The 25,807-nt window shown below is 46.7% G+C and carries 21 protein-coding genes, 1 tRNA gene and 1 pseudogene; 11 read left to right on the forward strand and 12 right to left on the reverse strand.

Annotated features, from left to right (window positions below; genetic code table 11):
• Positions 1 to 139: 139 nt before the first annotated feature.
• Positions 140 to 457: pseudogene (locus FW767_RS02535) on the forward strand (transposase); the annotation flags it as partial.
• A 132-nt stretch (positions 458 to 589) separates the two neighbouring features.
• Here the strand turns inward: FW767_RS02535 and FW767_RS02540 are convergent.
• Together FW767_RS02540 and FW767_RS02545 are read right to left on the reverse strand one after the other, a co-directional pair.
• Positions 590 to 663, reverse strand: a tRNA-Met gene (locus FW767_RS02540).
• Positions 664 to 741: 78 nt separating this feature from the next.
• On the reverse strand, positions 742 to 2,403 hold the full coding sequence (locus FW767_RS02545; RefSeq protein ID WP_121699258.1) for a putative transporter: 1,662 nt from the start codon (positions 2,401 to 2,403) through the stop codon (positions 742 to 744).
• A 109-nt stretch (positions 2,404 to 2,512) separates the two neighbouring features.
• Here FW767_RS02545 and FW767_RS02550 point away from each other — a divergent pair, with 109 nt between their 5' ends.
• The 6 genes from FW767_RS02550 (at position 2,513) to FW767_RS02575 (ending at position 9,139) form a co-directional block, all read left to right on the forward strand.
• Positions 2,513 to 3,688 carry a glycosyltransferase gene (locus FW767_RS02550; protein ID WP_235897999.1) on the forward strand — a complete coding sequence of 392 codons (1,176 nt, stop codon included), beginning with the start codon at positions 2,513 to 2,515 and terminating at the stop codon, positions 3,686 to 3,688.
• A complete protein-coding gene (locus FW767_RS02555; protein WP_235898001.1) occupies positions 3,675 to 4,778 on the forward strand; it encodes a lysylphosphatidylglycerol synthase transmembrane domain-containing protein in 1,104 nt (367 codons plus the stop codon). The genes FW767_RS02550 and FW767_RS02555 overlap by 14 nt, the downstream gene beginning before the upstream one ends.
• Positions 4,775 to 5,536, forward strand: coding sequence for a 3-deoxy-manno-octulosonate cytidylyltransferase (kdsB, locus tag FW767_RS02560; RefSeq protein ID WP_121699257.1), 762 nt, complete (start codon positions 4,775 to 4,777; stop codon positions 5,534 to 5,536). The genes FW767_RS02555 and kdsB overlap by 4 nt, the downstream gene beginning before the upstream one ends.
• Positions 5,533 to 6,843, forward strand: a complete 1,311-nt coding sequence (locus FW767_RS02565) for a M16 family metallopeptidase (RefSeq protein ID WP_121699256.1) — start codon at positions 5,533 to 5,535, stop codon at positions 6,841 to 6,843. Before kdsB ends, FW767_RS02565 begins: the two co-directional genes overlap by 4 nt.
• A 73-nt stretch (positions 6,844 to 6,916) precedes the next feature.
• A complete protein-coding gene (gene tgt, locus FW767_RS02570) occupies positions 6,917 to 8,047 on the forward strand; it encodes a tRNA guanosine(34) transglycosylase Tgt (protein ID WP_121699255.1) in 1,131 nt (376 codons plus the stop codon).
• Positions 8,048 to 8,065: 18 nt separating this feature from the next.
• Positions 8,066 to 9,139, forward strand: coding sequence for an LptF/LptG family permease (locus tag FW767_RS02575; RefSeq protein WP_121699254.1), 1,074 nt, complete (start codon positions 8,066 to 8,068; stop codon positions 9,137 to 9,139).
• A gap of 19 nt (positions 9,140 to 9,158) precedes the next feature.
• Here FW767_RS02575 and FW767_RS02580 read toward each other — a convergent pair whose 3' ends face one another.
• The 3 genes from FW767_RS02580 to FW767_RS02590 all read right to left on the reverse strand — a co-directional run bounded on the left by FW767_RS02580 (position 9,159) and on the right by FW767_RS02590 (position 11,611).
• Positions 9,159 to 10,034 (reverse strand): nucleoside phosphorylase, encoded by an 876-nt coding sequence (locus FW767_RS02580; protein ID WP_121699253.1) that lies wholly within the window; start codon positions 10,032 to 10,034, stop codon positions 9,159 to 9,161.
• A gap of 62 nt (positions 10,035 to 10,096) precedes the next feature.
• Positions 10,097 to 11,194 (reverse strand): DNA-processing protein DprA, encoded by a 1,098-nt coding sequence (gene dprA / locus FW767_RS02585; protein WP_121699252.1) that lies wholly within the window; start codon positions 11,192 to 11,194, stop codon positions 10,097 to 10,099.
• Between the two features lie 12 nt (positions 11,195 to 11,206).
• The gene (locus tag FW767_RS02590) at positions 11,207 to 11,611 is read right to left on the reverse strand and encodes an acyl-CoA thioesterase (RefSeq protein WP_121699251.1); all 405 of its coding nucleotides are present in this window, start codon (positions 11,609 to 11,611) and stop codon (positions 11,207 to 11,209) included.
• A 228-nt stretch (positions 11,612 to 11,839) separates the two neighbouring features.
• Between FW767_RS02590 and FW767_RS02595 the strand changes: the two genes are divergently transcribed.
• The 4 genes from FW767_RS02595 (at position 11,840) to pulA (ending at position 18,432) form a co-directional block, all read left to right on the forward strand.
• Complete coding sequence (locus FW767_RS02595; protein ID WP_235898010.1) at positions 11,840 to 14,005, forward strand: alpha-galactosidase; 2,166 nt, start codon at positions 11,840 to 11,842, stop codon at positions 14,003 to 14,005.
• A gap of 199 nt (positions 14,006 to 14,204) precedes the next feature.
• Entirely contained in the window at positions 14,205 to 15,941 is a 1,737-nt protein-coding gene (locus FW767_RS02600; RefSeq protein ID WP_121699249.1) for a bifunctional metallophosphatase/5'-nucleotidase, read from the forward strand.
• A 75-nt stretch (positions 15,942 to 16,016) separates the two neighbouring features.
• The gene (locus tag FW767_RS02605; RefSeq protein ID WP_121699248.1) at positions 16,017 to 16,325 is read left to right on the forward strand and encodes a hypothetical protein; all 309 of its coding nucleotides are present in this window, start codon (positions 16,017 to 16,019) and stop codon (positions 16,323 to 16,325) included.
• Positions 16,326 to 16,410: 85 nt separating this feature from the next.
• On the forward strand, positions 16,411 to 18,432 hold the full coding sequence (pulA, locus tag FW767_RS02610; RefSeq protein ID WP_121699247.1) for a type I pullulanase: 2,022 nt from the start codon (positions 16,411 to 16,413) through the stop codon (positions 18,430 to 18,432).
• A gap of 129 nt (positions 18,433 to 18,561) precedes the next feature.
• Here pulA and trxB read toward each other — a convergent pair whose 3' ends face one another.
• The 7 genes from trxB to FW767_RS02645 form a co-directional block, all read right to left on the reverse strand.
• Entirely contained in the window at positions 18,562 to 19,506 is a 945-nt protein-coding gene (trxB, locus tag FW767_RS02615) for a thioredoxin-disulfide reductase (RefSeq protein ID WP_121699246.1), read from the reverse strand.
• A gap of 62 nt (positions 19,507 to 19,568) precedes the next feature.
• Positions 19,569 to 20,162: a LolA-like putative outer membrane lipoprotein chaperone gene (locus FW767_RS02620; RefSeq protein WP_205523785.1), complete on the reverse strand. Its 594-nt coding sequence runs from the start codon at positions 20,160 to 20,162 to the stop codon at positions 19,569 to 19,571.
• Between the two features lie 30 nt (positions 20,163 to 20,192).
• The gene (locus FW767_RS02625; RefSeq protein WP_121699262.1) at positions 20,193 to 22,841 is read right to left on the reverse strand and encodes a DNA translocase FtsK; all 2,649 of its coding nucleotides are present in this window, start codon (positions 22,839 to 22,841) and stop codon (positions 20,193 to 20,195) included.
• 175 nt (positions 22,842 to 23,016) lie between these two features.
• Positions 23,017 to 23,667 (reverse strand): ribulose-phosphate 3-epimerase, encoded by a 651-nt coding sequence (gene rpe, locus FW767_RS02630; RefSeq protein WP_121699261.1) that lies wholly within the window; start codon positions 23,665 to 23,667, stop codon positions 23,017 to 23,019.
• 7 nt (positions 23,668 to 23,674) lie between these two features.
• Positions 23,675 to 24,352, reverse strand: a complete 678-nt coding sequence (locus FW767_RS02635; protein ID WP_121699244.1) for a DedA family protein — start codon at positions 24,350 to 24,352, stop codon at positions 23,675 to 23,677.
• 72 nt (positions 24,353 to 24,424) lie between these two features.
• Positions 24,425 to 25,006: a uracil-DNA glycosylase family protein gene (locus tag FW767_RS02640; RefSeq protein WP_121699243.1), complete on the reverse strand. Its 582-nt coding sequence runs from the start codon at positions 25,004 to 25,006 to the stop codon at positions 24,425 to 24,427.
• Positions 25,003 to 25,806, reverse strand: coding sequence for an alpha/beta hydrolase (locus FW767_RS02645; protein WP_121699242.1), 804 nt, complete (start codon positions 25,804 to 25,806; stop codon positions 25,003 to 25,005). The genes FW767_RS02640 and FW767_RS02645 overlap by 4 nt, the downstream gene beginning before the upstream one ends.
• Position 25,807 lies beyond the last annotated feature (1 nt).

Here is a 25,807-nt window from a genome sequence, read left to right on the forward strand (position 1 = left end):
CGTTCTCAAATGAGAGGCGTTCGCGACCGAGATTTCTTTATCTTCCGACTTGTCAAACTATACGCCTGAATTTTTAACATTATCCTCGATGCATTTTAACATATGCACCGGTATTTCGGCTTGAGCCCTATTTAGCAAATTCCCTGACTTGGAGAAAGCCTACGGTCTGTTTCTGAAACTTGTGGATATATTCAACCGTAAAACCTCCCCGGGCGTGGCAAGGCTCAGTCTGGCAAGATGGTACAACGACGTAGAGGCTTTCGGTAACAACGAGTTCAACAAAGTACTGGAAACTTTCGAGAACCACAACGCGACAATAATCAACTATTTCCAAGACAGACTGACAAACGCCTCGGCCGAATCATTCAACGCAAAGATAAAAGCATTCCGTACCCAATTCAGGGGAGTCAGTGACATTAAATTCTTCATGTTCAGACTGGCCACATTATACTCTTGACATCTTACCACCCACCGGGAAAATCCGCTGACCCTTTATTACCATGCGCCGTTTTGCGGTGGACTCCTGACTCCAATGTTGAGGTTGGAGTGGATATGAAAAGAGGCCGACTGATGTCGACCTCTTGAGATGTAGCGGGATCGAGAATTGAACTCGAGACCTCCGGGTTATGAATCCGACGCTCTAACCAACTGAGCTATCCCGCCATTACCGTTTTGCGAGTGCAAAGTTAATAGGAATATTTTAATTTTGCAACACTTTGTGCATGTATTTTTGAATTAAATTTAAAAAAAGATGAGTATCAGCAGTTGCGCGATAACTACGCGGCAGAACATAGAGAGTGGATAGACTGTAGCGTAACTCACTGCGGCGTTGTCGCTCGGCAGAGTGTCGTTGACATAGTTTAGAGCCATCGGGTTGGCCATGCTGCCGCACAGCATGCCGCATGCCGATCCGAAATCAAGACGAGAACAGTATACGGCTATGAGGGCCATGATTATGACCGGTATTATGGTTATAGAGAAGCCTATGGCGATCCATAACAGGCCTGCGGAGTGAAACAGGGTGTCCATAAAGTGTGCTCCGGCTTCAAGTCCGAGACAAGCCAGATAAAGAGACAGGCCCATGCCTCGGAGCATCAGATTGGCGCTGCGTGTGGTGTAGGTGATGAGATGAAATTGTGGCCCAAAACGTCCTATCAGTATGCCTATTATGATTGGTCCTCCTGCGAGACCGAGTTTTATAGGCGTACTTATTCCGGGGATGGCTATGGGTATTGAACCGAGGATAAGTCCCAGTACGATACCAATGAAGATGGCTCCGAGATTGGGGTCCTTCAGAGTTATAGAGGCATTGCCGAGTACTTTCTCCACGTTTTCGATGGCCTTGGCTTCACCGACAACGGTAAGCCTGTCGCCAAGTTGCAGTACAAGGCTCGGTGTGGCGAGCAGTTGCACTCCGCTTCGCAATACGCGGCTTATGTTTATGCCGTAGCTGTTGCGCAGACGTAACGATCCGAGACGTTTGCCGTTTATTTCGGGACGACTGATGATAATGTGTCTGGATATTAGCTGACTATCTATGGTGTTCCAGTCAATGTCGTCTTTGTTCCAGTTCTGGGCTTCTTGCTCGCCGAACAGTATGGTGAGTTTTGCTTCATCTTTTTCAGTGGTTACCACAAGCAGCCGATCGTCCTTTTCAAGATGAGTCTCCGGACCCGGAATTGAGACTGTGCCGTTGCGCCACACGCGCGATATAACGAACTTTGACGGTGACATTGACGCAAGTTCTTTTATAGTCATATTATATATGCCCGGATTGTGAACCTGATATGCCGCTATGTATGTGCTGTTGCCGTCATCCTGTTCGTGATCGAGAAGCTGCTCGGGTCTGATAAAGAGTTTTCTTACCAAGATGATGGCCAATATCACCCCGACCACTCCGAGAGGGTAGGTGACTGCGCAACTTAGCGCCGCGCCGTTGGCCGATACTCCGATTTGTTCAAGAGCCTGTTGAGCCGCTCCGAGAGCAGGGGTATTGGTTGTAGCTCCACAAAGTATGCCTACCATGTCGCTCATCGGTATGCCGCCCAAGGTACTGACCAGTATCGTCATAAAAGTACCAATAAGTATCACGCCCAGTCCGAGCAGATTCAACGTTATGCCTCCCTTGCGAAAGGAACTGAAAAAGCCGGGACCGACTTTCAGTCCCAACTCATACACAAAAAGCACGAGTCCGAAGCTTTCGGCATAGTGCAGCATGCCCGGATCGATGGACAGGCCGATATGTCCTGCCATAATGCCGGCGAAAAACACAAATGTCACACCTAGTGAGATGCCAAAAACTTTTATCTTACCTAATGCAAGACCGGTAGCGATGATTATGGCGATGACTATTACCGCCTGCACCGCCGAATGCTGATATAGTATGACGTCAATCCATTCCATGCGACAAAATTACAAAAAATAACCACCCTCTAAATATAAAGTAGTAAATTTTCATGTGTTAATATAAATCAGTACCTTTGTGGCCGTTCAACGCTATTTTCGCGCGCTGATGAACAGGACAGACAATAAGATATACGGTTTATTCAACGATAGTTTTCCTCCGGTGCTTGACGGAGTGACTCTTACGGTACAGAATTACGTGCATTGGCTTTCCATAATGGGCTACCGTACGTGTGTTGTGACGCCATGGAATCCCGTTACTCCGTCTCATGAAGGATTTGATCTGTATCGTTATTTTTCTCTTTCTATTGCTTCGCGGAAGCCATACAGGTATGGTTATCCAAAGGTTGATCCGTTTATATGGCATAAAATGCGTACTGTACCGTTTGCGCTTGTGCATTCGCACTGTCCGTTTTCGTCGGGCCGTCTTGCGTTATATGCCGCCCGTAAACAGAGAGTGCCGCTTGTAGCTACATTTCACTCAAAATACCGTACCGATCTGGAACACTCGTTGCCTTCATGGATGGTGTCGCGAATAATGAAGCGTGTCATGAATTTCTTTAACTCTGCCGACGAGGTATGGATACCGCAGGCGAGGGTCGAGGACACTGTCAGGGAATACGGTTATAAAGGGCGTCTTACTGTTGTTGAAAACGGTATTGATCTTGAAATGGAGAATTTTGATGCGATACTTGATTTCAAGCATGGCTCGCGTGAAAGGCTCGGTGTGGCTCCCGGAGAAATGATGCTTCTGTTTGTCGGCCAACATATACGGGAAAAGGGAGTTGAACTCATAATACAAGCCATGGACAGACTTCGTGACTTGCCGGTAAGAATGTCGTTTATCGGTACCGGATATGCCGTAGATGACATGAACCGGCTTATAAAACGGTTTGGCCTTGAAGGAAGAGTAACTTTGCACGGTGTCATCAGCGACAGAGAACTGCTGAAATGTTATTATGCCGCCGCTGACCTGTTTTTGTTTCCGTCGATGTATGATAATGCACCGCTGGTTGTGCGCGAAGCCGCTATGATGGGTACTCCGTCAGTCATACTGAAAGGCTCCACTGCGTCGGAGGTTATTGTTGACGGTGTTAACGGCTTCTTGGCTGATCAGACGCCTGACAGTTACGCCGATACGGTAAGACGCCTTTATAAGGCTCCCGAGTCTGTGACAGCGGCGGCTAAAGGTGCATCTTCTTCGCTCACGCGATCGTGGAGAGAGGTCATGGATGAGGTCGTATTAAGATATAAGGAGATTATAGAGCGATATGGGCGCAGCTGACAACAATACTACAGGAGGAAACGATATGTCCAAGCCGGCTAAATTCGGTATGTGGCGTGTGTTTGTGCCGGTGATAATCGGGCTGTGTGTAGTGGCATGGCTTTTCAAAGGAGAATTTAATCCGGATGTATGGTCCATGATACACTTTGATACCCGTGTCGTGTTATGTATAGTGCTTGCATGGATATTCATGGCCGGACGTGATTTCGGACTTACTTGGCGGTTTCGGGCGTTGACCGACAGGCAGCTCACATGGTGGCAGGCTGTTCGGGTCAACTTTATGTGTGAGTTTACCTCTGCTATAACCCCTTCGGCGGTCGGTGGATCTTCATTGGGCATGGTGTTCATGCACCATGAAGGCATTGATCTCGGAAGGGCTACCACACTTATGCTCACTACACTTTTTCTTGACGAGTTGTTTTTTGTCGTCGCTTGTCCGATAGTCGTGGCTGTAATACCGTATGATATGCTGTTTGGTTTTGGCGGGTCATCATTTGTCATCGGCCTCAAGCTGGTGTTCTGGATTGTTTACGCAGCCATATTTTTATGGACACTTGTGCTTTTTACAGGCATATTGGTCTGGCCATACGGAATGAAGAGATGTCTCGTATGGATATTTAAATTCCGTCCGTTGCGTCGATGGCAATCTGCTGTAATGGCTCTCGGGGACAACATGGTGGCCACATCAAAGGATCTGCGTACGCGATCGGTCAGATGGTGGTTTGATGCCTTTGCCGCTACCGCTCTCACTTGGTCGTCGCGCTATCTTGTCGTAAATGCTCTGTTTTGGGGATTTGTGCCCGGTGCCGACCAGCTGGTTGTGTTCGGTCGCCAGTTTGTAGTATGGGTGGTGCTTATGGTTAGTCCTACCCCCGGAGGAAGTGGAGTTAGCGAATGGCTGTTTACCGAATATTACGGCGATTTGTTACATAACACGAGTATAGCGCTTGTCATAGCACTTTTCTGGCGTATAATAACATATTATGTATACCTTGTAGTGGGTGTGTTTCTTGCACCGTCCATGTTTCGTGCGCCAAAGAAATCGACTGTTAATAAAGAAAATAATAAAAACAATAACGATATAAAATGAAATTCATAGGTATAATTCCTGCCCGGTACGCATCTTCGCGTTTCCCCGGCAAGCCTCTTGCCGACATATGCGGCAAAACCATGATTGAACGGGTATATGTTCAGGCATCGAAGGAACTCGACGAAGTGTATGTGGCTACCGATGACAACCGTATAGCTGACGCTGTGGCTGCTTTTGGCGGAAAAGCTGTAATGACTTCGACCGAACATCGGAGCGGTACCGACCGTTGCTATGAGGCTTACCGCAATATAGGGAGCGATGCAGATGTGGTAATAAACATACAGGGCGACGAGCCTTTTATAGACCCGTCGCAGATATCGGTTCTGAAAGGCTGTTTTGATGACGAGTCAACCGAGTTGGCTACTTTGGTGAGGAGTTTTGACCCCTCGCGCGGTTTTGATGCACTGTTTGACTCCAATACTCCTAAAGTAGTCATTGACAACAATATGCATGCTCTATATTTCAGCCGCTCGATTATACCGTATGTGCGCAATCATGAATGGAAAGAGTGGCCCGATAAAGCTGTGTTTTATACTCATGTGGGGATGTATGCCTACCGTATAGACACTTTGGCAAAAATAACCTCACTTCCGCAGAGTTCGCTCGAGATTGCCGAGTCACTTGAGCAGCTTCGCTGGCTGCAAAACGGGTTAAAGATAAAAGTGGGCATAACGGATTGTCCTACAATCGGTATAGATACCCCTGCCGATCTTGAGGAAGCGATAAAGTTGTGCCGTACATTAAATACAGATTTATGATTGCAGTTCCTGACAGGACTACACCTCCTCCGGTAAGTGATTTCAGCCGACTTGTCATGCCGCCGTTACGCCATATAACTCTTGGCAACGGTCTGCCGCTGCATGTCATTGATCAGGCTTCGCAGGAAGTATGTTGTCTGACATGTGTATGGCGAGGAGGACTTGCCGAGGCGCCGTCGCGTACAGTAGCGCAGCTTATGCTGAATCTGTTGCGTGAGGGAACGCGCGGCCACACCGGTGAGATTATAGCGGACAGGCTTGAGTTTAACGGGGCGCGTCTTATGACTTCTGTAGATTCGCATTATTCGGTTGTAAAACTGTATATGCTTAATTCAAAGGCGGCCGACGTTGTGCCTCTGCTTCCGGAACTTTTCCTTGAGCCGGTCTTTCCTGATACTGCGTTCAATACATGGCAGGAGAAACTCGCACGCAACTTTGAGATTTCGGCAGAGAAGGTCGAGTTTCAGGCTTCATGGGCCGGGAACCGGCTTATGATGGGCGAAGACCATCCGCTGGCCCGTGTTATGACAGCATCTGATATACGTGCGCTTTCGGCAGATGATGTAAAGCAGTGGCATGCACGTTCTTTCATCCCGGCTGTCGATGATGCTGGTGACAGTTCACTGTCGTTGTACCTTTCGGGCTGTGTCACTCCCGCACTTGTCAAAATGATAGACGACACTTTGGGGAAGATGCCTGTTGTGAAGTCGGTGCTGCAGCCGTTGGAAATAGTGCCTTTTGTGGCGTCACCGGGTGTTAAAAAGCATATTGATGTTCAGGATGCCATGCAGAGTGCGGTACGTATGTATATGCCGGGACTGTCACGAAGTCATCCCGACTATATAAAGTTGCGGTTGCTGACAGTAGCGCTCGGCGGGTATTTCGGAAGCCGTCTGATGAGCAACATTCGTGAAGATAAAGGCTATACCTACGGCATAGGCTCTTATTTGCTCGGTTATCCCGAGGGAAGCATTCTCGGTATCAGCTCCTCTACTGACAATGCGTTTGTGGAGCCGCTTATTGACGAAGCCGTGAGAGAACTCGACCGATTGTCGTCAGGTGACTTTACTGATGACGAGATGTCGAGGTTGAGGCGTTATGCCATGTCTACGCTGGCGTCTTCACTTGACTCGACATTTGAAATCATGGACTACCATATTGACAGTAAGATAGCCTTTCTTCCTGAAGATTATTTTGAACGTCAGGTTGACGAGACTATGTCGCTGACCTCCGATGAACTCGTAAGGGTTGCCCGGGAGCATCTGTCAGTCGGCGACCTTACCGTTGTCGTGGCCGGCGGAAAATAAATGCCGTATGAGCTACGATATTTGCAGCCTTGTTTTTATAGTTGTATGGAATTTGGTAACTTTGTAGCTGATTATGGATTTTAAACTACAAGCGACCGATAAATCAAGCGGAGCCCGCGCGGGACTGATCACTACCGACCATGGTGTGATCGAGACCCCTATATTCATGCCTGTAGGTACGGCAGGTACAGTCAAGGCTGTTCACCAGCATGAGTTGACAGATGACATAAACGCTCAGATAATACTCGGCAATACATATCATTTGTATTTAAGACCCGGTACCGATATTCTTAAGGCTGCCGGTGGCCTGCATAAATTCAATGGTTGGGAAAAGCCGATATTGACCGACAGCGGCGGTTTTCAAGTGTTCTCTCTTTCGGCTAACCGTAAGCTAAAGGAGGAGGGTGCATATTTCCGCAGTCACATAGACGGCTCAAAACACTTGTTTACTCCTGAAAATGTAGTCGACATACAACGTGTGATAGGTGCCGATATAATGATGGCTCTTGATGAATGTCCGTCGGGTACTGCCGATTATGATTATGCGAAAAAATCGCTCGGTCTTACGCTTCGTTGGCTTCAGCGCGGTTGGGACAGATATAAGTCGACCGAGGGATTGTACGGACACAGTCAAGCTTATTTCCCGATAGTTCAGGGGTGTACTTATCCTGACCTGCGCAGAGAATCGGCGAAATTTGTAGCTGATCTTGGCGCTGACGGAAATGCCATAGGCGGATTGGCTGTAGGTGAACCCGCCGAAGTGATGTATGATATGATAGAGGTGGTAAACGACATACTGCCTGTTGACAAGCCTCGCTATCTTATGGGAGTTGGCACTCCCGCCAATATCCTTGAGGCGATAGAGCGTGGGGTCGATATGATGGATTGTGTGATGCCTACTCGTAACGGACGCAACGGCATGCTGTTTACCGCTCACGGTATCATGAACATGCGCAATAAGAAATGGGCCGACGACTTTTCTCCTCTTCAGGAAGATGGACCGAGCTATGTGGACCGCTTTTATTCGAAGGCCTATGTAAGGCATCTGTTTGCCTCGCAGGAGATACTCGGCATGCAGATAGCGTCAATACACAATCTCGCATTTTATTTGTGGCTCGTAAAAGAAGCGCGCAGACACATACTTGCAGGCGACTTCAAGCCATGGAAAGATGAAATGGTCAAACGGGTCACACAGCGACTGTGACATATAACGACATCGGACATGTTTAAAATACTTGACTGGTATATAATTAAGAAGTTTCTCGGCACATATGTATTTGCGATTGTGCTGATACTTGCCATAACTGTGATGTTTGACATAAACGAGAAACTTGATTCTTTTCTTAAGGCCCCGCTTAAGGCTACTATATTTGATTATTTCTTTAATTTCCTTCCTTATTTTGCCAATCAGTTCAGTCCGCTGTTTACATTCATATCCTGTATATTTTTCACCTCGAAACTGGCTGATAATTCCGAGATTATAGCCATGCTGTCGTCAGGCATGAGTTTCCGGCGTCTTATGCGTCCTTATCTCGTATCGGCCGCGGTCATAGCCGCTTTCACATGGATTTTGAGCGCTTACATAATACCGCCGGCCAATGTGAAGCGTATCGATTATACAAATACTTATGTAAAAAACAAGCGTGTTGACTACGGCAGCAATATACAGATGATGGTCGCCCCGGGCGAGATTGCCTATATGAGCCGTTTTGACAACACTACAAAGACCGGTTACAGGTTTTCTCTTGACAAGTTTGACGGCAAGAAGTTGGTGTCGCGTCTTACAGCTTCGACTGTAAAATGGGATTCTTTATATCATTGGCAGGTGCGTGACTATATGATACGCGACATTCAGGGCCTTGAAGAGAAGATAACCAAAGGTACACGCCTCGACACCATAATACCTTTTGAACCGAGAGACTTCCTTATTTCAAAAAACGATCAGGAGACAATGTCATCGCCTGAACTTGACGAATACATATCACGTCAGAAATCGCGCGGAGTCGCCAATATAAAAGCGTTTGAGATAGAGAAGGAGCGTCGTTACGCTATGTGCGCGGCTGCTTTCATTCTTACCGTAATAGGTATGTCGCTGTCATCCAAAAAGGTAAAGGGCGGCATGGGTATAAATATCGGCATAGGCCTCGTGCTGAGTTTCAGCTATATTCTGTTTATGACCGTGACATCCACATTTGCCGTATCGGGGTATACGTCTCCGATGGTGGCAATGTGGATACCTAATTTCATATATGCCGTAATCGCGGTGGTCCTTTACCGTCGCGCGTCGGCCGGATAACAGTTTGCGTATATTGTCATTATATACGTTCAAGAACGGTTTTTACCAGATCTTTTACCGCGGTCTTGTAGTTGGGCGAAGCGGTGGTGTTGACTCTGTTGGCTATTATGGAGCATACGGTCATGGCACGGTGGCCCATGAGTAGAGCAAGGCCCTGAAGCGGGGCGCTCTCCATCTCGTAGTTGGTTACCGGACGTCCATGATAGCGAAATTGCTCTATGCGCGAGTTTAGTCCGGGGCTTGCAAGCGGCAGCCTGAGTTCACGACCTTGAGGGCCGTAGAAACCTACTGCGCTTATGGTACATCCTCTTACCATGTCATCGCGTCCTATCTGCTCGACAAGTTCGTGGCAGGATTTCACTACATACGGTGAGGCCAGTTGCGGATTCCAGTCGACAAAGCTGCAGAACTCACGCTCAAAGTCGAGATCGGATACTTCATTGCGGCCGGCATAATAATTGAGCACACCGTCAAAACCGATTGAACGTTCTGCAATGACCGGGGTGCCGAGTATAAGCTCGGGTTGTAGTGCGCCTGAAGTGCCTATGCGCACCAGTGTCAGTGTGCGGTGCTGTTCTTTAACCTCGCGGGTATTGAAGTCTACATTGGCAAGTGCGTCAAGTTCGTTGAGCACAATGTCGATATTATCAGGGCCGATGCCGTGGCTTAGACACATGATGGGCTTACCTTTGTAAGTGCCGCCTATCGTGTGGAATTCGCGTGACGACACTTCAAATGTCTTGGTGTCGAAGAATGACGCCACCATATCGACACGTCCGGGGTCGCCTACGAGTATTATGCGGTCGCAGAGTTGCTCGGGGAGTAGATGCAGATGAAATATCGAACCGTCAGGATTGATAATCATCTCCGATGAGCCTATTACTTTTTTATCCATGATTTTCAGTCGTGTTTTGATATAATGTTATAAATATTAAACGTATTGTTATGTGGCTATGTTTATGCCGGCCGGTACTTTCCTCCGGGATAGGGTAGTACAAGACCTTTGAACTCCATATCAACCAGCATAGGAGTAAGCCGGTAAACCGGAATGTCAAGATCCACACACATGCGGTTGAGCGAGCCTTCGCCGTGATTGCGGAGGTACTCGGTGATTTTTGTTTCGTCGGGAGTCAGTTCGAGGGGCAGTTCTTGCTGATTGCCTTCGGCTTCTCGTGCAGTCCAGCCCATAAGCCTTATAAGGTCGTCGCCCGACGAGATAAGTGCGGCCATGTTATCGCTTATGAGTTTGTTGCACCCTTGACTGAATTTATCGCTCGTGCGTCCCGGAAGAGCCATTACGTCGCGGTTATATCCTGATGCTATTCCGGCAGTGATAAGAGCTCCTCCTTTTTCAGCCGATTCCGCTACGACAAGACAGTCGCACAGGCCTGCCACTATACGGTTGCGCGCTACGAAGTTGCCTTTATGAAGCGGGTCCTGCGAGGTGTAGTCTGATATAAGCATACCCCCTTGACGTGCTATTTCCACTGCTGTCGACCTGTGTACGGCAGGATATATCGTATTCAGCCCGTGGGCAAGGACGGCTATGGTAGGCACACCGGCATGTATGGCCGCACGGTGGGCGGCTATGTCTATGCCATAGGCAAGACCGCTCACGATGACTATGTTATCGAGCTTTTCTGCAAGGGTGTCGACAAGATTCATTACAAAATCCAAGCCATAGGGTGTTGCATGGCGTGTGCCTACAATACTTATTATTTTTGATGCGTTGAGGTTGCAGTCGCCAAGCGTGTAAAGCATAACCGGAGCGTCGTCGCAGTCGGCAAGCCTTGCCGGAAAATCTTTGTCGGTTATATATACCGGTTTTATGGAGTTTTGTCTTATGAAATCAAGTTCTCTGCCGGCTTTTTCCAATATGTCCTTTCGGTACTGAGTGTCAAACAGTTTGTTGCGGCACCCTGCCATAGCTGACAGTTGTTGCTCGTCGGCCGAGAAAAAGTGTTCCTCGTCACCGATACGCGCCAACAGAGCTTCGGCAAGGCGCGGTGTCATGCCGCGCAATGAAGAAAATGCTATTTTGTGAAGGAGAGACATCACTGCGAGAATTTAAGTAAGGTATTTGCTGAATGCCGATGCCAGTTCGTCACCTCGTGTAAGGTGCCCGTTGACGGTAGTCACACATGATACTATGGCTTCGACCACCAATCTGCCGTCAGAGTTGTATATGTCCTGATTGAATATGAAGCGTGCTCCTTTGCGCGATATATTCAGGCAACTGGTGAACTGTTCGCCCAGACCAAGAGGAGTCTTATATGTGATTTCGACTTTGTTAAGGACAGGATCAATGCCGCTTTCGTGCATTTTGCGAAACGAAGTGCCGGCCATGTCACAGAATTCATGGCGCGTATGTTCAAGATAATGAAGATACACGGCATTGTTGACGATGCCTTCGGAGTCCACTTCATAATCGCGTACCTTCATAGGAAGTTCAAAAATATATTTTTTCTTCATATCCCAAAAGTACTAAATAAAATCGTATTTTCAAATTATTGTGAAATGTGTAAGTAATAAAATACAGGCTAAGAAAGTGTATATAATGATAAAATATGATACTATTTATGCTATGTCTTGCTATTCTTATATGTATATGTTATATTTGTAGTCGACAAATAAACCATGATATTTTTAATTAACATGAAATTAACCTATAAACATCTGGCGCTGTTATTTACAGCATGCATGGTACCTGTCGGTACTTTTGCTGAAATCGTTCACATTTCCACTCCGAAAACGTCGCTTGTAGTTGATGCCGAAAAAGGTAAAGATGCCAAATTTCTTTATTATGGAAATAAACTTTCCGCATCGGAAGTCGATGATTTGCGGAGTGCGGGAGTTCCCAATCTGAGGATTTATCCGTCTTACGGCATGTCTACCGTTTCCGAGACTGCAGTAGGAGCGGTTCATGCCGACGGCAACATGACACTTGATCTGGTGGTCGACAATGTGTCACGACGCAAGGACGGTAATCGCGATGTGACAACTGTAGCATTGAAAGACAAGCATTATCCGTTTTTTGTAAATGTCAACTACGGTACTTATCCCGATGAGGATGTCATTGAGACTTGGACAGAGATAAGTCATCAGGAGAAGGGTAAAGTAGCGCTTACTCAGTTTGCATCAGGTTATCTGCCTGTCCGTTATGGCGATGTATGGCTGTCGCAGCTTTACGGCTCATGGGCCAATGAAGGCCGTGTCGACGAGGCCCCGCTCAACCATGGTATGAAAGTCATAAAGAATAAGGACGGAGCACGTAATTCTCATACATCACATGGAGAAGTGATGTTGTCACTCGATGGAAAAGCCCGTGAGAATGAAGGCCGTGTCATCGGTGCCGCATTATGCTACAGCGGTAACTACAAACTGCGTTTTGACACAGACGACTCCAACTATCATCACTTTTTTGCCGGTATAAACGAGGAAAATTCGGAATATAATCTTCCCAAAAATGAAGTATTTGCTACGCCTCCGCTGGCTCTTACATATTCGGAGGAAGGCCTTAGCGGAGTGAGCCGTAATTTCCATAAATGGGGCCGTAATCATAAACTGGCACATGGTGATAAACAGCGTAAAATACTGCTCAACAGCTGGGAAGGTGTTTATTTTGATATAAATGAGGAGGGTATGGCCCAGATGATGGATGATATTGCCTCTATGGGTGGTGAACTTTTCGTAATGGATGACGGATGGTTTGGAGTAAAGTATCCACGTAACAATGACTCGACATCACTTGGCGACTGGACTGTCGATACCCGCAAGTTGCCTTCCGGTATTCAGGGACTTATTGACACGGCTAAGAAAAAAGGCATTAAATTCGGTATATGGATTGAGCCCGAAATGACCAATACTCTTAGTGAACTTTACGAGAAGCATCCCGAATATATAATAAAACCTGCCAATCGTGAGCCTAATCTTGGACGTGGAGGCACACAACTTGTTCTTGACTTGGGCAATCCTAAAGTTCAGGACCTTGTATTTCATGTTGTGGACACTCTTATGACCAAATATCCCGAACTCGATTATATAAAATGGGATGCAAACGCACCCATCATGAATCACGGGTCGCAGTACCTTACTTCTGACAACCAAAGTCATCTGTATATAGAATATCACCGCGGTTTTGAAAAGGTTCTTGACCGTATACGTGCCAAGTATCCCGATGTTACCATTCAGGCCTGCGCAAGCGGCGGCGGACGTGCCAACTACGGTGTGCTTCCTTGGTTTGATGAGTTCTGGGTGAGCGATAATACCGATGCTCTCCAGCGTGTGTATATGCAGTGGGGCACAAGTTATTTCTTCCCGGCCATAGCTATGGCGTCGCATATAAGTGCCGCTCCTAACCATCAGACATTCCGTACCATACCACTCAAATACCGTATAGACGTGGCTATGAGCGGACGTCTCGGTATGGAAATACAGCCTAAAAACATGACAGCAGAGGAGATTGACATGTGTCGCAAGGCTATCGCCGAGTATAAGGATATACGCCCTGTGGTTCAGTTCGGTGACATATATCGCCTGTTGTCGCCTTACGATAAAAAAGGTGCTGCATCACTGATGTATGTAACTCCTGAAAAGGACAAAGCTGTATATTACTGGTGGAAGACCGAAACGTTTGCCAACCAGCAGTTGCCGCGAGTGACTATGGCCGGTCTTGATCCCGACAAAAACTACAAAGTGCATGAGCTCAACCGCATAGATAATAAACCGCTCTCTTATGAAGGAAAGTCTTTCAGTGGAAAATTCCTTATGTCCAACGGTCTTGAAATGCCTCTTGGCCATAAAGTCGATTATAATAAACGCAATGACTATGCAAGTCGTGTATTGCTGCTTGAAGAGGTAAAATAAATAGACGATTATATTTATCGTTATAGGGGGCGTGGTCTGTATAACAGACTGCGCCTCTTTATTATGAATGAAATATATTTAGTATCTTTGACATCCGTCTTAGATACTTCCGCTCGGCAAAAGCAAATTTTATTTGCTTTTGCACTTGACTTATTCGTATCTTTGCACAAGTTAGTAGTATACAGATACGGATAATGTGATGAAAAGATATTTTATAGCTGTTTTTGTGGCCTTTTTATCGGGTGTGATGTCTATTGATGCACGCAGGGTTGAGATGAATCTATTGCAGACCAGCGATGTGCATGGCAACTATTTCCCTTACGATTTTATAACAGGAAAGAATGCCGATGGCAGTTTGGCAAGGGTAAGTTCTGCTGTGAAGGAGGCGCGTAAAAAATATGGCGCTAATGTGATATTGCTTGATAACGGTGATATTTTGCAGGGACAACCGACCGTGTATTATTACAATTATGTGGATACGCTTGCGGCTCATGTGACTTCGGCTGTAATGAATTATATGCGTTATGATGCCGGTAATGTCGGCAACCATGACGTGGAGACAGGGCGTGCTGTACTTGACCGTTGGAGCCGAAACTGCGATATGCCTATACTGGGAGCCAATATAATAGATAAGTCGACGGGAGAACCGTACTTTAAACCATATGAAGTCATAGAGCATGACGGAGTTAAAGTAGCTGTATTGGGCATGCTTACTCCTGCTATCCCCGCATGGTTGCCTGAAACTTTATGGAACGGATTGCGCTTTGACGACATTGAGACTACGGCAAGAAAATGGATGCCGATTATCAAGGAGAAGGAAGCGCCTGATGTTATAGTAGGACTTTTTCATGCCGGACAAGCTGGTAATATGTTGGCCGGATATAAAGAAAATCCTTCGCTTGAAGTGGCGAGGAATGTCCCGGGATTCGATATAATACTCATGGGCCATGATCATAGACGCGAGTGCAAAAGAGTTATAAATGTAGACGGTGACACGGTGCTTGTCATGAATCCTGCAAATAACGGTGTGGTTCTTACCGATATAACAATGGCCTTTGAAGTGGATGACAACGGCAAGGTGACTCATAAATATATCGACGGCGAGTTACGTCCGATGGCGGATTTTGATATCGATGCGGCGTTTATGGTGGAGTTTTCACCTTATATCGCCGAAGTAAACAATTATGTCAATGAGTCGGTAGGTCGTTTGACTGACTCCATCTCGACACGTGACGCTTATTTTGGCCCGTCGGCATTCGTTGACCTGATACACAGACTGCAACTTGATATAACCGGAGCCGACATATCCTTTGCCGCTCCGATATCATATGACGCCAATATCTCGGCAGGCGAAATATTCGTTGGCGAGATGTTTAATCTTTACAAGTATGAAAACATGCTTTATGTCATGGAACTTACAGGTAAAGAGATAAAAGATTATCTTGAATTTTCTTACGGACTATGGGCCAATACCATGAAGTCAAAAAACGATCATCTTCTGTTGTTTAAAGAGAAACCTACCGATGGTGACGAGAGTCGGGCCATGCTTGCCAATCCCAGTTACAATTTTGACTCGGCGGCAGGTATAATATACGAGGTGGATGTCAGAAAACGTCCCGGGCGTCGCATTAAGATTCTCGGTATGGCGGATGGAAGCGATTTTGATTGCTCCAAAACATATAAGGTAGCTTTGAATTCTTATCGTGGAAACGGTGGAGGTGAATTACTCACACGTGGAGCCGGCATACCTCACGATAAGCTTTCATCACGTATCGTATATTCTACCGACCGCGATTTAAGATATTATCTCGCTGACTATATACATAAAAAGGGGGTGATAACGCCCGAAAAACTTAATCATTGGAAGTTTGTTCCAGAAAAATATATTATTCCTGCGGTAAAACGTGATTATAAGATACTTTTCCCTGAAAAATAGATTGATCCCTTGTGATTCACAGATAAAAAGGCTAAATTTGTAATTGGCATTATTAATGTTCGGAAAAGAACGGGAATGAAACGATTTGTTTTTATTATCGCATTGATTGCAACCTCGGCTGTATATGTACCTGAGGTTGCTTACTCGCAAATAAGCGACGGCGAATCAATCATTTCCGTTAACCGTACTCCGGTGTTGAAAGCCGTGCCAAACGGTATAGAAATAACAGTACATGACGGAGTGGCCCGGCGTTTTTGTGTCTATTCGATAACAGGTCAGGTTATCAAGTCGGTTGATGTGGCCGATAACGTTACGGTTGAGTTGCCGCAAGGCTACTATATCGTAAAGTGCAGCGAATGGACTAAGAAGATTGTCGTGCGCTGACATTGTTCCGGGTATTATGTATGCCGGATTAATACAAGAATACTTTTTTTAATTGTCTTATAGCATATTTATTAATTTACAGAAAATGAATTTAAATCTAATGAAGCTATGCGCAAGCGCTTTGGCTGTTACTGCCGTGACATGTGGTGTTGAGCGGTTGCAGGCTGCCGGCAATGATGCCTGTTACAGCGCTTTTGAAACTTATGATGGTGATGATCTTGAGTTGGTGGTCGATGCAAAAGGAACACATTTTGCATTGTGGTCTCCTGAAGCTCAGGAAGCCAAAGTTATTATTTATCCTACCGACCGTAACAGCACGCCCGTTGACACTATGGTCATGACGCGTGGAGAGAAGGGTGTATGGCGTGCATCTGTACCGGACAAACTTTACGGACGGTTCTATACATTCAGTATAAAACACAATGGAAAATGGCTTGCCGAGACTCCCGGTGTTTGGGCAAAGGCTCTTGGCACCAACGGAGAGCGTGCGGCGATTATTGATTTCAAAACTACCGATCCTGAAGGCTGGAATGTCGACAAGGGGCCGTCAATAAAAAATATAAACGACGCCGTGTTATATGAGATGCATCACCGCGATTTTTCGGTACATCCGTCATCGGGCATTGTCAACAAAGGTAAATTCCTTGCCCTTACAGAGCATGGTACGGTGTCGCCGGCCGGTGACAAGACCGGTATAGACCACCTTAAAGAACTCGGGGTTACTCATGTACATATACTCCCGTCGTATGATTTTAACAGTGTTGACGAGACTCAGTTGCCGAGCAACCGATACAACTGGGGCTATGACCCGGTAAATTATAATACTCCTGAAGGAAGTTATTCGACTAATCCGGCCGATCCGCAAGCACGTATAAGAGAAATGAAGAAGATGGTGAAGTCACTTCACGATGCCGGTATAGGGGTTGTTATGGATGTAGTATACAATCATACTGCGTTGAATGACGATTCTAACTTTTCCCTTACCGCTCCCGGTTATTATTACCGACATCGTGCCGACGGCTCGTACAGCGATGCTTCGGGATGTGGTAACGAGACTGCTTCGGAGCGTGAACAGATGCGCAATTTCATCGTTAATTCAGTAAAATATTGGGCAAAGGAGTATCATATCGACGGTTTCCGTTTTGACCTTATGGCCATACATGATACCACAACCATGAATGATGTGGTGAAAGCTCTTAAAGAGGTGAACCCTGATATATTTGTTTATGGTGAAGGCTGGACGGCCGGTGACTCTCCGCTGCCCGTAGGCCAACGTGCGCTGAAGGACAATGTCGCTGCCATGCCGGGAGTGGCGGTATTCAGCGATGACATCCGCGATGCCGTCAAGGGACATTACAGCGATGCTACGGACCGTGGATTTGCTACCGGAAAGCCGGGTAATGAGGAGACTGTCAAGATTGGCATCGTTGGGGCAACTGCTCATCCGCAGGTTGACTATTCCAAGGGTAATAATTCGAAAAAGCCTTATGCTTTGGCTCCGACACAAGTCATAAATTATGTTTCATGTCATGATGATCTTATGTTGACTGACAAGCTGGCCAAATCCATGCCTGATGCGGATACGGCTGGTCGTCAGCGTGCCGATAAGTTGGCTCAGACTATAATATTTACTTCGCAGGGCACTCCTTTTATATTTGCCGGAGAGGAGATATTCCGAGACAAGAGGGGTGTGCATAACTCTTATAAGTCGCCTGACTCAATCAATGCCATCGACTGGACGCTCAAGAGTGAAAACGGCGATATATACAATTATTATCGTGAGCTTATAGCTTTGCGCAAGGGCCATCCGGCATTTCGTATGACTACAGCCGATGATGTCGCCCGCCATCTTGTGTTTGATGATGTGAAAGGCGAACCTAATCTGATTTCATATTCGTTGAAAGATTATGCCAACGGTGATTCTTGGAAAGAGATAAAGGTTGTGTTCAACGGCAGTGAGGAGACTAAGAAAGTCAAAATCGGCCGTGGCGAATGGCTTGTCGTAGCGCGTGACGGCCAATTGAAATCAGACGGAATGGGCCATATAAAAGGTGGCAATATCGAAGTGGCTCCATGTTCGGCTCTGATACTGGCTAAAGAAAAATAGCGATGTTTTCAGCGGTCCTTGAGGTCGCATAAAATAAGCAAGGCTCCAAACCACAGTTCGGAGCCTTGCTTATTTACATCTAATTAAAAAGGATCAACTGTGTCCTTTCATACATTGATTCATTAAAAATCAGCTCTGGTGCTCGAGAAGGAAGTGCTCGGCGTCAAGAGCGGCACGGCATCCTGTGCCGGCGGCAGTTATGGCTTGCTGATAATTAGGATCGGCTACGTCACCTGCAGCAAACACACCCTCTACGCTTGTGGATTGATCATGACCCGAGAGTACTATGTAACCTTGTTCGTCAAGCATAAGCTGTCCTTTGAATATGTCGGTATTGGGTTTGTGACCTATCGCGAGGAAGAAGCCGTCGATATCTATATCAAGTTCCTTTTCGTTATCCGTACCGGCAAATTCTACCAAATGCGCTCTTTCAAGAAATTCCGTGCCTGACAATCCGCGCGTCTGTGTATTGAACAGGACTTTTATGTTTTCTTTTGTCATGACACGCTGTTGCATGACTTTAGATGCTCTAAGGTAATCTTTACGTACGATTAGGTATACTTTCTTGGCAAGATTGCTTAGGTACATGGCTTCTTCGCATGCTGTGTCGCCGCCGCCTACTACCGCTACCGTGCGGCCGCGGTAGAAAAATCCGTCACAAGTGGCACATGCCGATACGCCAAGTCCGGAGAAGCGTTGTTCGTCAGGAAGTCCGAGATATCGTGCCGAAGCTCCTGTTGCCACGATTACGGTATCGGCTTTGATTATGGTGCCGTCATCGGAGGTTAAAGTGAACGGGCGATTGCTGAAATCAACTTTTGTTATTATACCGGTGCGCACATCGGCACCGAAACGTACAGCCTGTTTGCGTAGGTCCTCCATCAGTTGAGCACCCATGACACCCTCGGGATATCCGGGGAAATTTTCGACTTCTGAAGTAGTAGTGAGTTGACCGCCCGGCTGAAGTCCTTCATACAGGATAGGGGATATATTGGCCCTTGATGCGTATATGGCTGCCGTGTAGCCTGCAGGACCGGAGCCTATGATAAGACATTTGGTATTTTCTGTAGTCATGTTCTGTCGTATTTTGTTGTTATTGTATTAAACGTTGTTGTTTAAAAGCGTTCTAAGTGTAGTCAGCGCAGATCGATGATTTCCGCCTTGGGATACTGCTTCTTGTTGAAAACAAATGTTGATGATGGATAGTTTGTTCCTGTTTTCAACGTTTTGATCAGTATGGACATATTGGTTCCGGTGTCGGTTGTCAGTTCAATTCTTTCAGGCATGAACGTAGATGCGTTAAAAGTCACTGTCGCTTTCTTTATGTAAGCGCCCCGCGCATTGACCGGGGTAAGATCGACTCTATACTTTCCGGCGGGTGCTTTCAGCGATTTAGCATTATACGCTTTTCTGAACGAGCTTATTATGACAAACGGATTCACCTGTGCCAGTTCTTCAGGAGTCGGCTCGACAATGTTTACCTCGTTGGATGAAGGCATGAATGTCCACTGTGTGGTACCGTCATACCATACTGTAAGGTCGGGAGAGCTCAAATGAAACTTTTCGCCCGCTATGACAAGTGTGCCTGATGATGATTGTTGGCCGTCGCTCATGTCGTATGTGACCGTGACCGAATGCGTGGCCTTGACGCGTTTTGCTGCTTCATCAAGTATCTGGCTGCCTGTGAGTGTCTTGGCTTCAACAGGTACTATGGACCATATTACGGCCATTAATATAATTATGTGTCTTAGCATTGAAGTCTATGATATGTTGTTTATTTCAAGATACCGGTCGAGTTGCAGCGAGTCCATCAGTACCGACCGCGGTTTAGCTCCCGATGCCGGTCCTACTATGCCGGCCGCTTCAAACTGGTCCATCAGTCGGCCCGCACGGTTGTAGCCTATCTGGTATCGGCGCTGGAGCATTGATGTGGATGCCGTTGACGATGAAATTATAAATCGGGCCGCTTCTTCAAACAGCGGGTCACGGTCCGATACCGCTCCGGAAGTGCCTCCCGCGCCTCCGTCACCTTCCGGTACATATTCGGGCAGGGTATAGGCTTCGGTGTAGCCCATCTGGTCGTTTATGTCGCGGCATATGTCGGCGACCTCCGAAGTACTTATAAATGCACATTGTACGCGTTTGACCTCTCCTTTTATTGATATGAGCATGTCGCCGCGTCCTATAAGCTGATTTGCCCCCGGTTGGTCGAGGATTGTGCGGCTGTCAACCATCTGCATTACGCGGAAAGCCATACGTCCCGGGAAATTGGCTTTTATCATACCGGTTATCACATCGGTCGACGGACGTTGTGTGGCCAGTATGAGGTGTATGCCTGCGGCACGCGCTTTTTGGGCAAGTCGCGCTATAGGTCTTTCGACCTCTTTGCCGGCTACCATTATGAGGTCGGCAAACTCGTCAACTATGACGACTATATAAGGCATGAACATATGACCGTTTTCCGGATTAAGCTTGCGGGCTATGAACTTGTCGTTGTAGTCTTTTATATTGCGTTCGTCGGCTTTGTTGAGCAATGCGAACCGATTGTCCATCTCTACGCACAGCGAGTTGAGTGTGGCCACTACTTTCATCGGGTCGGTGATGATCGGATTCTCTTCATCTGGAAGTTTGGCAAGATAGTGGCGCTCGAGTTTTGCATACAGATTGAACTCGACTGATTTCGGGTCAATCAGCACGAATTTAAGTTCAGACGGATGCTTTTTATATAGCAGAGACGTAATGATAGTATTTAGACCTACCGATTTACCTTGTCCTGTGGCACCTGCTACAAGAAGGTGTGGAGTGTCGGTCAGGTCGGCTATGTATATGTCCTTTGATATTTCGGCTCCCATAGCCATAGGCAGTATGCATTTTGTCTCCTGAAACTGGCGAGAGGTGATGACCGACCGTATAGGCACCATCTGCGGGTCCTTGTTGGGGACCTCTATGCCTACCGTGCCCTTTCCGGGTATAGGGGCAATGATGCGCACGCCAAGAGCGCGCAGGCTCAACGCTATGTCATCAGACAGGTTTTTAATCTGTGATATTCTCACTCCTTCAGCCGGAATTATCTCATATAATGTTACCGTAGGACCTACAGTTGCCTCGATGTGGGAAATGGCTATTTTATAATTTTTTAAGGTGGCGATAATACGTTCCTTGTTTTCCTCCATTTCGGTCTCGTCAACTATTTCCGTTTTTAGTTTTACTTCTTTAAGCAGTTCTACGGAGGGGAAGTGAAAGCGTGGCAGTTCGGCTGTCGGATCATATGGCTTCATTTCCACACTTTCGGCTTCTTGAATCGCGTTGTCTTTTACAGTAAGTCCGATTTCGCTGTCTGTTGCGGTTTCCGATTCTTTTTCAGAGACAGTTTCCTTATATGAAGGTTCGTAACAGTGTTCCGTGATATCCCGCTCTTGGATTTCAGACGCAGTGTCAGGCTCGATTGATGACGGTATGACGGTATCGTGGTATACCTGACGGTCGTTATCGGTCGCGGGCTCCGGCATTGATGTGAAAGGGTCTTCGTCAAATACAAGCTGACGCTCTGTAACCGGCTCTTCGGCGACAGTATTCCCGGCCGGAGTGACATTATCTACAAGCTCGTCAGACTTTCGCAACGATTCTTCGATTCTGCGTCGCTCCTCTTCTTTGGCTGCTTTTTCGGCAGCAACTCGGGCATTGTGCGCATTTATTTTACGCCTGTATGTGACATAGGCTATGCGCAGTTCGTTAAGATATATGGCCATTACAAGGCCGACAAGAAGAAGACTTACAAGTATGGCGCCGGGTATGCCGGTATTTGCCAGTAGAAATTTATTTATTTCGTAACCGTGTACGCCTCCCCAGTATAGCCAAGAACCGGCGCTGTAGGTGACAAGTCCGAGTACTATAGACACTGTTATAGTCACTATGAGGCTCTTCATGGTAAGCGACCAGAATGATATGCGCGATTTTCGGTTCAGCAGCTTCCATGCGAGGGCGAAGAAGTAGAATATTATTACAAAAGCGCCTATACCGAGACCGTTGGATATGAAGTTTTGTGACAGGAAAGCTCCGAGCGCACCTCCGGCGTTGCGTACGTTTTCAGGATTCCGGGCCATTTCGCTTACCGTATTGTTGAGCACCGCACTTTGGTCATCCGCTCCGGTTGTAAAGTAGGATATGGCTGCTATAAGCAGATATGTGGCCCAGCATAGCAATGCTATGCCTGCAAATGTACGTGTGCGCCGGTCAGTGACAAATCTTACTATGGAGTTGTCTTTGAATTTAGAGCTTTTTTTTACCGTTTTCTGCGGTTTTTTCGGTGCCGGAGCCTCCGCCGGTCTTGATGCCGCCTGACGACGGGCATATTCTCGGTCAAGGGCATCAGGGTCGAAGTTGTCGGAGATAATATTGTCGGGTCTCATAATATATGCGTAAGTATAGTGGTATGTTATCAACGCTTCTTGCATAAAATATGCGCTGATGATAGATACAAAGTTACTATAACCCGAAGTTATACGCAAAATTCAGGCATAATAAAATATGCAAAAATATCGGCCTTATGTGAAGACCGATATTGATGTTTTAGCAATCGCTGTTTCAAAGAGCTTTAAGGGCTCTGATAGCATGATGCGGGTCGGGCGAATTGAATACATAACTTCCGGCGACAAGCATGTCGGCTCCGTATTGAGCGAGCAAGCCTCCGGTATGGGCGTTTATACCGCCGTCAACCTCCACTATGGCGTTTGAACCCGAGTCGGCAATTAGTTTCTTTAATCTTACGAGTTTTGCCAAGGTGTTTTTAATAAAGGACTGGCCTCCGAAGCCGGGATTCACTGACATGAGCAACACCAGATCTATTTCGTTGATTATGTCGACAAGATGTTCTATCGGGGTTCCGGGGTTTATGGCTATACCCACTTTCATGCCGGCTTGTCTTATCATCTGCACCACACGATATAGATGTACACAAGCCTCGACATGTACAGTCATAAGAGATGCGCCGCAATCGCGTATCTGAGATACGTATTTTTGCGGTTCAACGATCATCAGATGTACATCGAGAGGAAGTGTGGATATGGCGTTTATGGCTTTTATGACAGGAAAACCGAACGTAATGTTAGGAACAAATACTCCGTCCATTACGTCAATATGTAAATAGTCGGCTTCAGATGAGTTTAGCATTTCGATTTCTCTTTGTAAATTGCCGAAATCAGCTGATAAAAGAGATGGCGCTATGAGCATGGTTATGAATGGTTTATATGGTGTTGTTTGATGGTTTTGGCTTGAATGCGTTGTATAGTATGAAGAGTACGCATATGACACCTATGCCGTAGCCTGCATAGGTAAGATAATCGTTGTACTCTTCGACTTTTGTAAGCAACTGGTCTTTATTGACAAACGTGGATAGAAAATATCCGAGCAGAGCGAGAATAGCATTCCATACCAATGCTCCGAGAGTGGTAAATATCACAAATTTACCGAGATGCATGCGGGCAAGTCCGGCCGGAATGGATATCAGTTGTCGTACTGCCGGAATAAGTCGCCCTATGAACGTCGATATGGCGCCGTGATCGTCAAAATATTTTTCAGCTTTATCTACCTTGGCTTCATCGATAAGCAACATATGGCCTAAACGGCTGTTGGCAAAGCGGTATACAATCGGTCTTCCCACCCATAATGCGAGATAATAGTTTACAAGCGCTCCTACGAGAGCTCCGGCTGTAGCTATTAATGTTACGGCATATATGTTCATCGTTGAGTCGGGCTGCATGGCAAGGTAGGCTGCCGGCGGCACTACAAGTTCTGACGGAAACGGAATGAAAGAACTTTCAATTACCATAAATATGAATACAAACCAATAATTGGCGTGATTTACAAACCAATTGAAAAATTCGTTGGCGTCAAATATGGACAAGGTTATGAGGTCAAGCATAGTGCTTATATATTCTGTTATGGATATATGGTGTCAAAATTACACAATAAAAATTGTATAAACAATCTTTTTTCAAATTATTCCTGTCTTTTTAAACATCTCACGATAAAAAGCGGCCTTCTTTTCGATTGCGAGCGGATAGGCGCGGGAGGTGGATGGCATGCGGTAGATGTCGGTTTTTCGTCCGTCAGCCAAAACGGTCGATACCGATTCTCCGATTTTGGGCGAGACTGTACCTGTTATCGCCGCGAGCGTTTCTCCGGCTTTTTCGCCTGTTGTAGCGAGAGTGTGGCAATCGGGCATCCGGGCGAGCAGGTCCATGAGAGGCACCGGTTCGACTATTTCGAGATACTTGTCCGATGCATTGTCTTTGAGTCTGCGCACTTTGAGTCCGGTGTCGTTAAGAGCTATGCCTTTTTCATTAAGCAATTGCTTTATAAGCGGCAGCTTGAATGTGCGTGCATTGCTGTCATACAGATATTCTTTGTCATTAAAAAATATGAGCCCCATTATACGCCAGAAGTCATTTATGCGGTTGGGATAGTAGAATTCCATAGCCCAGCGTTGTGGTTGCGGCGGGAATGTGCCCATTATCAGTATTTTGGCATCGGGCGGCAGATACGGCTCAAAAGGATGGCTCTCTACTGGCTTCATTTTGTTAGTCTTTTTATGTGGTTTTTAAGTATGTGGTGTCCGGGACTGACCATGTCGCCATGGTTATATCCGTCCAATTCATAGATATATGTATGTTTATGACCGTTGACTTTCAGCATGCGCCACAGGTAGGCTGTCTCTTCATAGCGCCCGAGCAATTCCATCTCGCGGTCGCCGGAGATGATGATCATAGGCGGTGCGTCGGGACGCACATAGTACAACGGGGCATATTCGTCGATACTCGGCTGAGTGTCTTTCATGCCTTTTGCTTTGCGATAAGCGAAATGGCTTATCGCATGACCGCTGTAGGGCACAAGCGCGGCTATGCTGTCGGCGTCTATGCCATAGGTGGCAAGCCATTTTTTGTCAAGGCCGATCATATTGGTAAGATAGCCTCCGGCGGAGTGTCCGGCGACAAATATTTTCGTAGCATCGCCTCCGTATTGTACGGCATTGTGAAACGCCCATGCCACTGCCGCCGCTGCATCGTCGATACATTGGTCAAGGCTTGCTTCGGGAAGCAGACGATACCCTGCTCCTATTACTACAAGTCCTTGATTTCTCAACTCATGAGGTATGTCACGGCTGCCACCTGTAAGACCTCCGCCGTGAAACCATATCACAACGGGGCAATCTGCGGTGTCAACCGGATAATGTATGTCGAGCCGGCACATTCTGTCGGCATATGCTCCTTTCCCGTTTTGGTATTGTATATCCTTTTCGGTTTTGTAGCCGGAGCAGAGGCCGATTGCAGGAAGCAGCCAGAGAAGTATTATAGCAGACAGTCTTAAAAATGTCATA

The sequence above is a fragment of the Heminiphilus faecis genome (assembly GCF_008728965.1).
Taxonomy (GTDB): Bacteria; Bacteroidota; Bacteroidia; order Bacteroidales; family Muribaculaceae; genus Muribaculum; species Muribaculum faecis.

Coding starts and splice junctions, on each gene's coding strand:
- FW767_RS02605 (WP_121699248.1), top strand. CDS start 16,017: ATGAAACGATTTGTTTTTATTATCGCATTGATTGCAACCTCGGCTGTA.
- FW767_RS02565 (WP_121699256.1), top strand. CDS start 5,533: ATGATTGCAGTTCCTGACAGGACTACACCTCCTCCGGTAAGTGATTTC.
- FW767_RS02600 (WP_121699249.1), top strand. CDS start 14,205: ATGAAAAGATATTTTATAGCTGTTTTTGTGGCCTTTTTATCGGGTGTG.
- FW767_RS02555 (WP_235898001.1), top strand. CDS start 3,675: ATGGGCGCAGCTGACAACAATACTACAGGAGGAAACGATATGTCCAAG.
- FW767_RS02550 (WP_235897999.1), top strand. CDS start 2,513: ATGAACAGGACAGACAATAAGATATACGGTTTATTCAACGATAGTTTT.
- dprA (WP_121699252.1), bottom strand. CDS start 11,194: ATGTCTCTCCTTCACAAAATAGCATTTTCTTCATTGCGCGGCATGACA.
- FW767_RS02575 (WP_121699254.1), top strand. CDS start 8,066: ATGTTTAAAATACTTGACTGGTATATAATTAAGAAGTTTCTCGGCACA.
- FW767_RS02640 (WP_121699243.1), bottom strand. CDS start 25,006: ATGAAGCCAGTAGAGAGCCATCCTTTTGAGCCGTATCTGCCGCCCGAT.
- tgt (WP_121699255.1), top strand. CDS start 6,917: ATGGATTTTAAACTACAAGCGACCGATAAATCAAGCGGAGCCCGCGCG.
- FW767_RS02635 (WP_121699244.1), bottom strand. CDS start 24,352: ATGCTTGACCTCATAACCTTGTCCATATTTGACGCCAACGAATTTTTC.
- FW767_RS02590 (WP_121699251.1), bottom strand. CDS start 11,611: ATGAAGAAAAAATATATTTTTGAACTTCCTATGAAGGTACGCGATTAT.
- FW767_RS02580 (WP_121699253.1), bottom strand. CDS start 10,034: ATGGATAAAAAAGTAATAGGCTCATCGGAGATGATTATCAATCCTGAC.
- FW767_RS02620 (WP_205523785.1), bottom strand. CDS start 20,162: ATGGCCGTAATATGGTCCATAGTACCTGTTGAAGCCAAGACACTCACA.
- FW767_RS02595 (WP_235898010.1), top strand. CDS start 11,840: ATGGTACCTGTCGGTACTTTTGCTGAAATCGTTCACATTTCCACTCCG.
- pulA (WP_121699247.1), top strand. CDS start 16,411: ATGAATTTAAATCTAATGAAGCTATGCGCAAGCGCTTTGGCTGTTACT.
- FW767_RS02645 (WP_121699242.1), bottom strand. CDS start 25,806: ATGACATTTTTAAGACTGTCTGCTATAATACTTCTCTGGCTGCTTCCT.
- FW767_RS02625 (WP_121699262.1), bottom strand. CDS start 22,841: ATGAGACCCGACAATATTATCTCCGACAACTTCGACCCTGATGCCCTT.
- kdsB (WP_121699257.1), top strand. CDS start 4,775: ATGAAATTCATAGGTATAATTCCTGCCCGGTACGCATCTTCGCGTTTC.
- FW767_RS02545 (WP_121699258.1), bottom strand. CDS start 2,403: ATGGAATGGATTGACGTCATACTATATCAGCATTCGGCGGTGCAGGCG.
- trxB (WP_121699246.1), bottom strand. CDS start 19,506: ATGACTACAGAAAATACCAAATGTCTTATCATAGGCTCCGGTCCTGCA.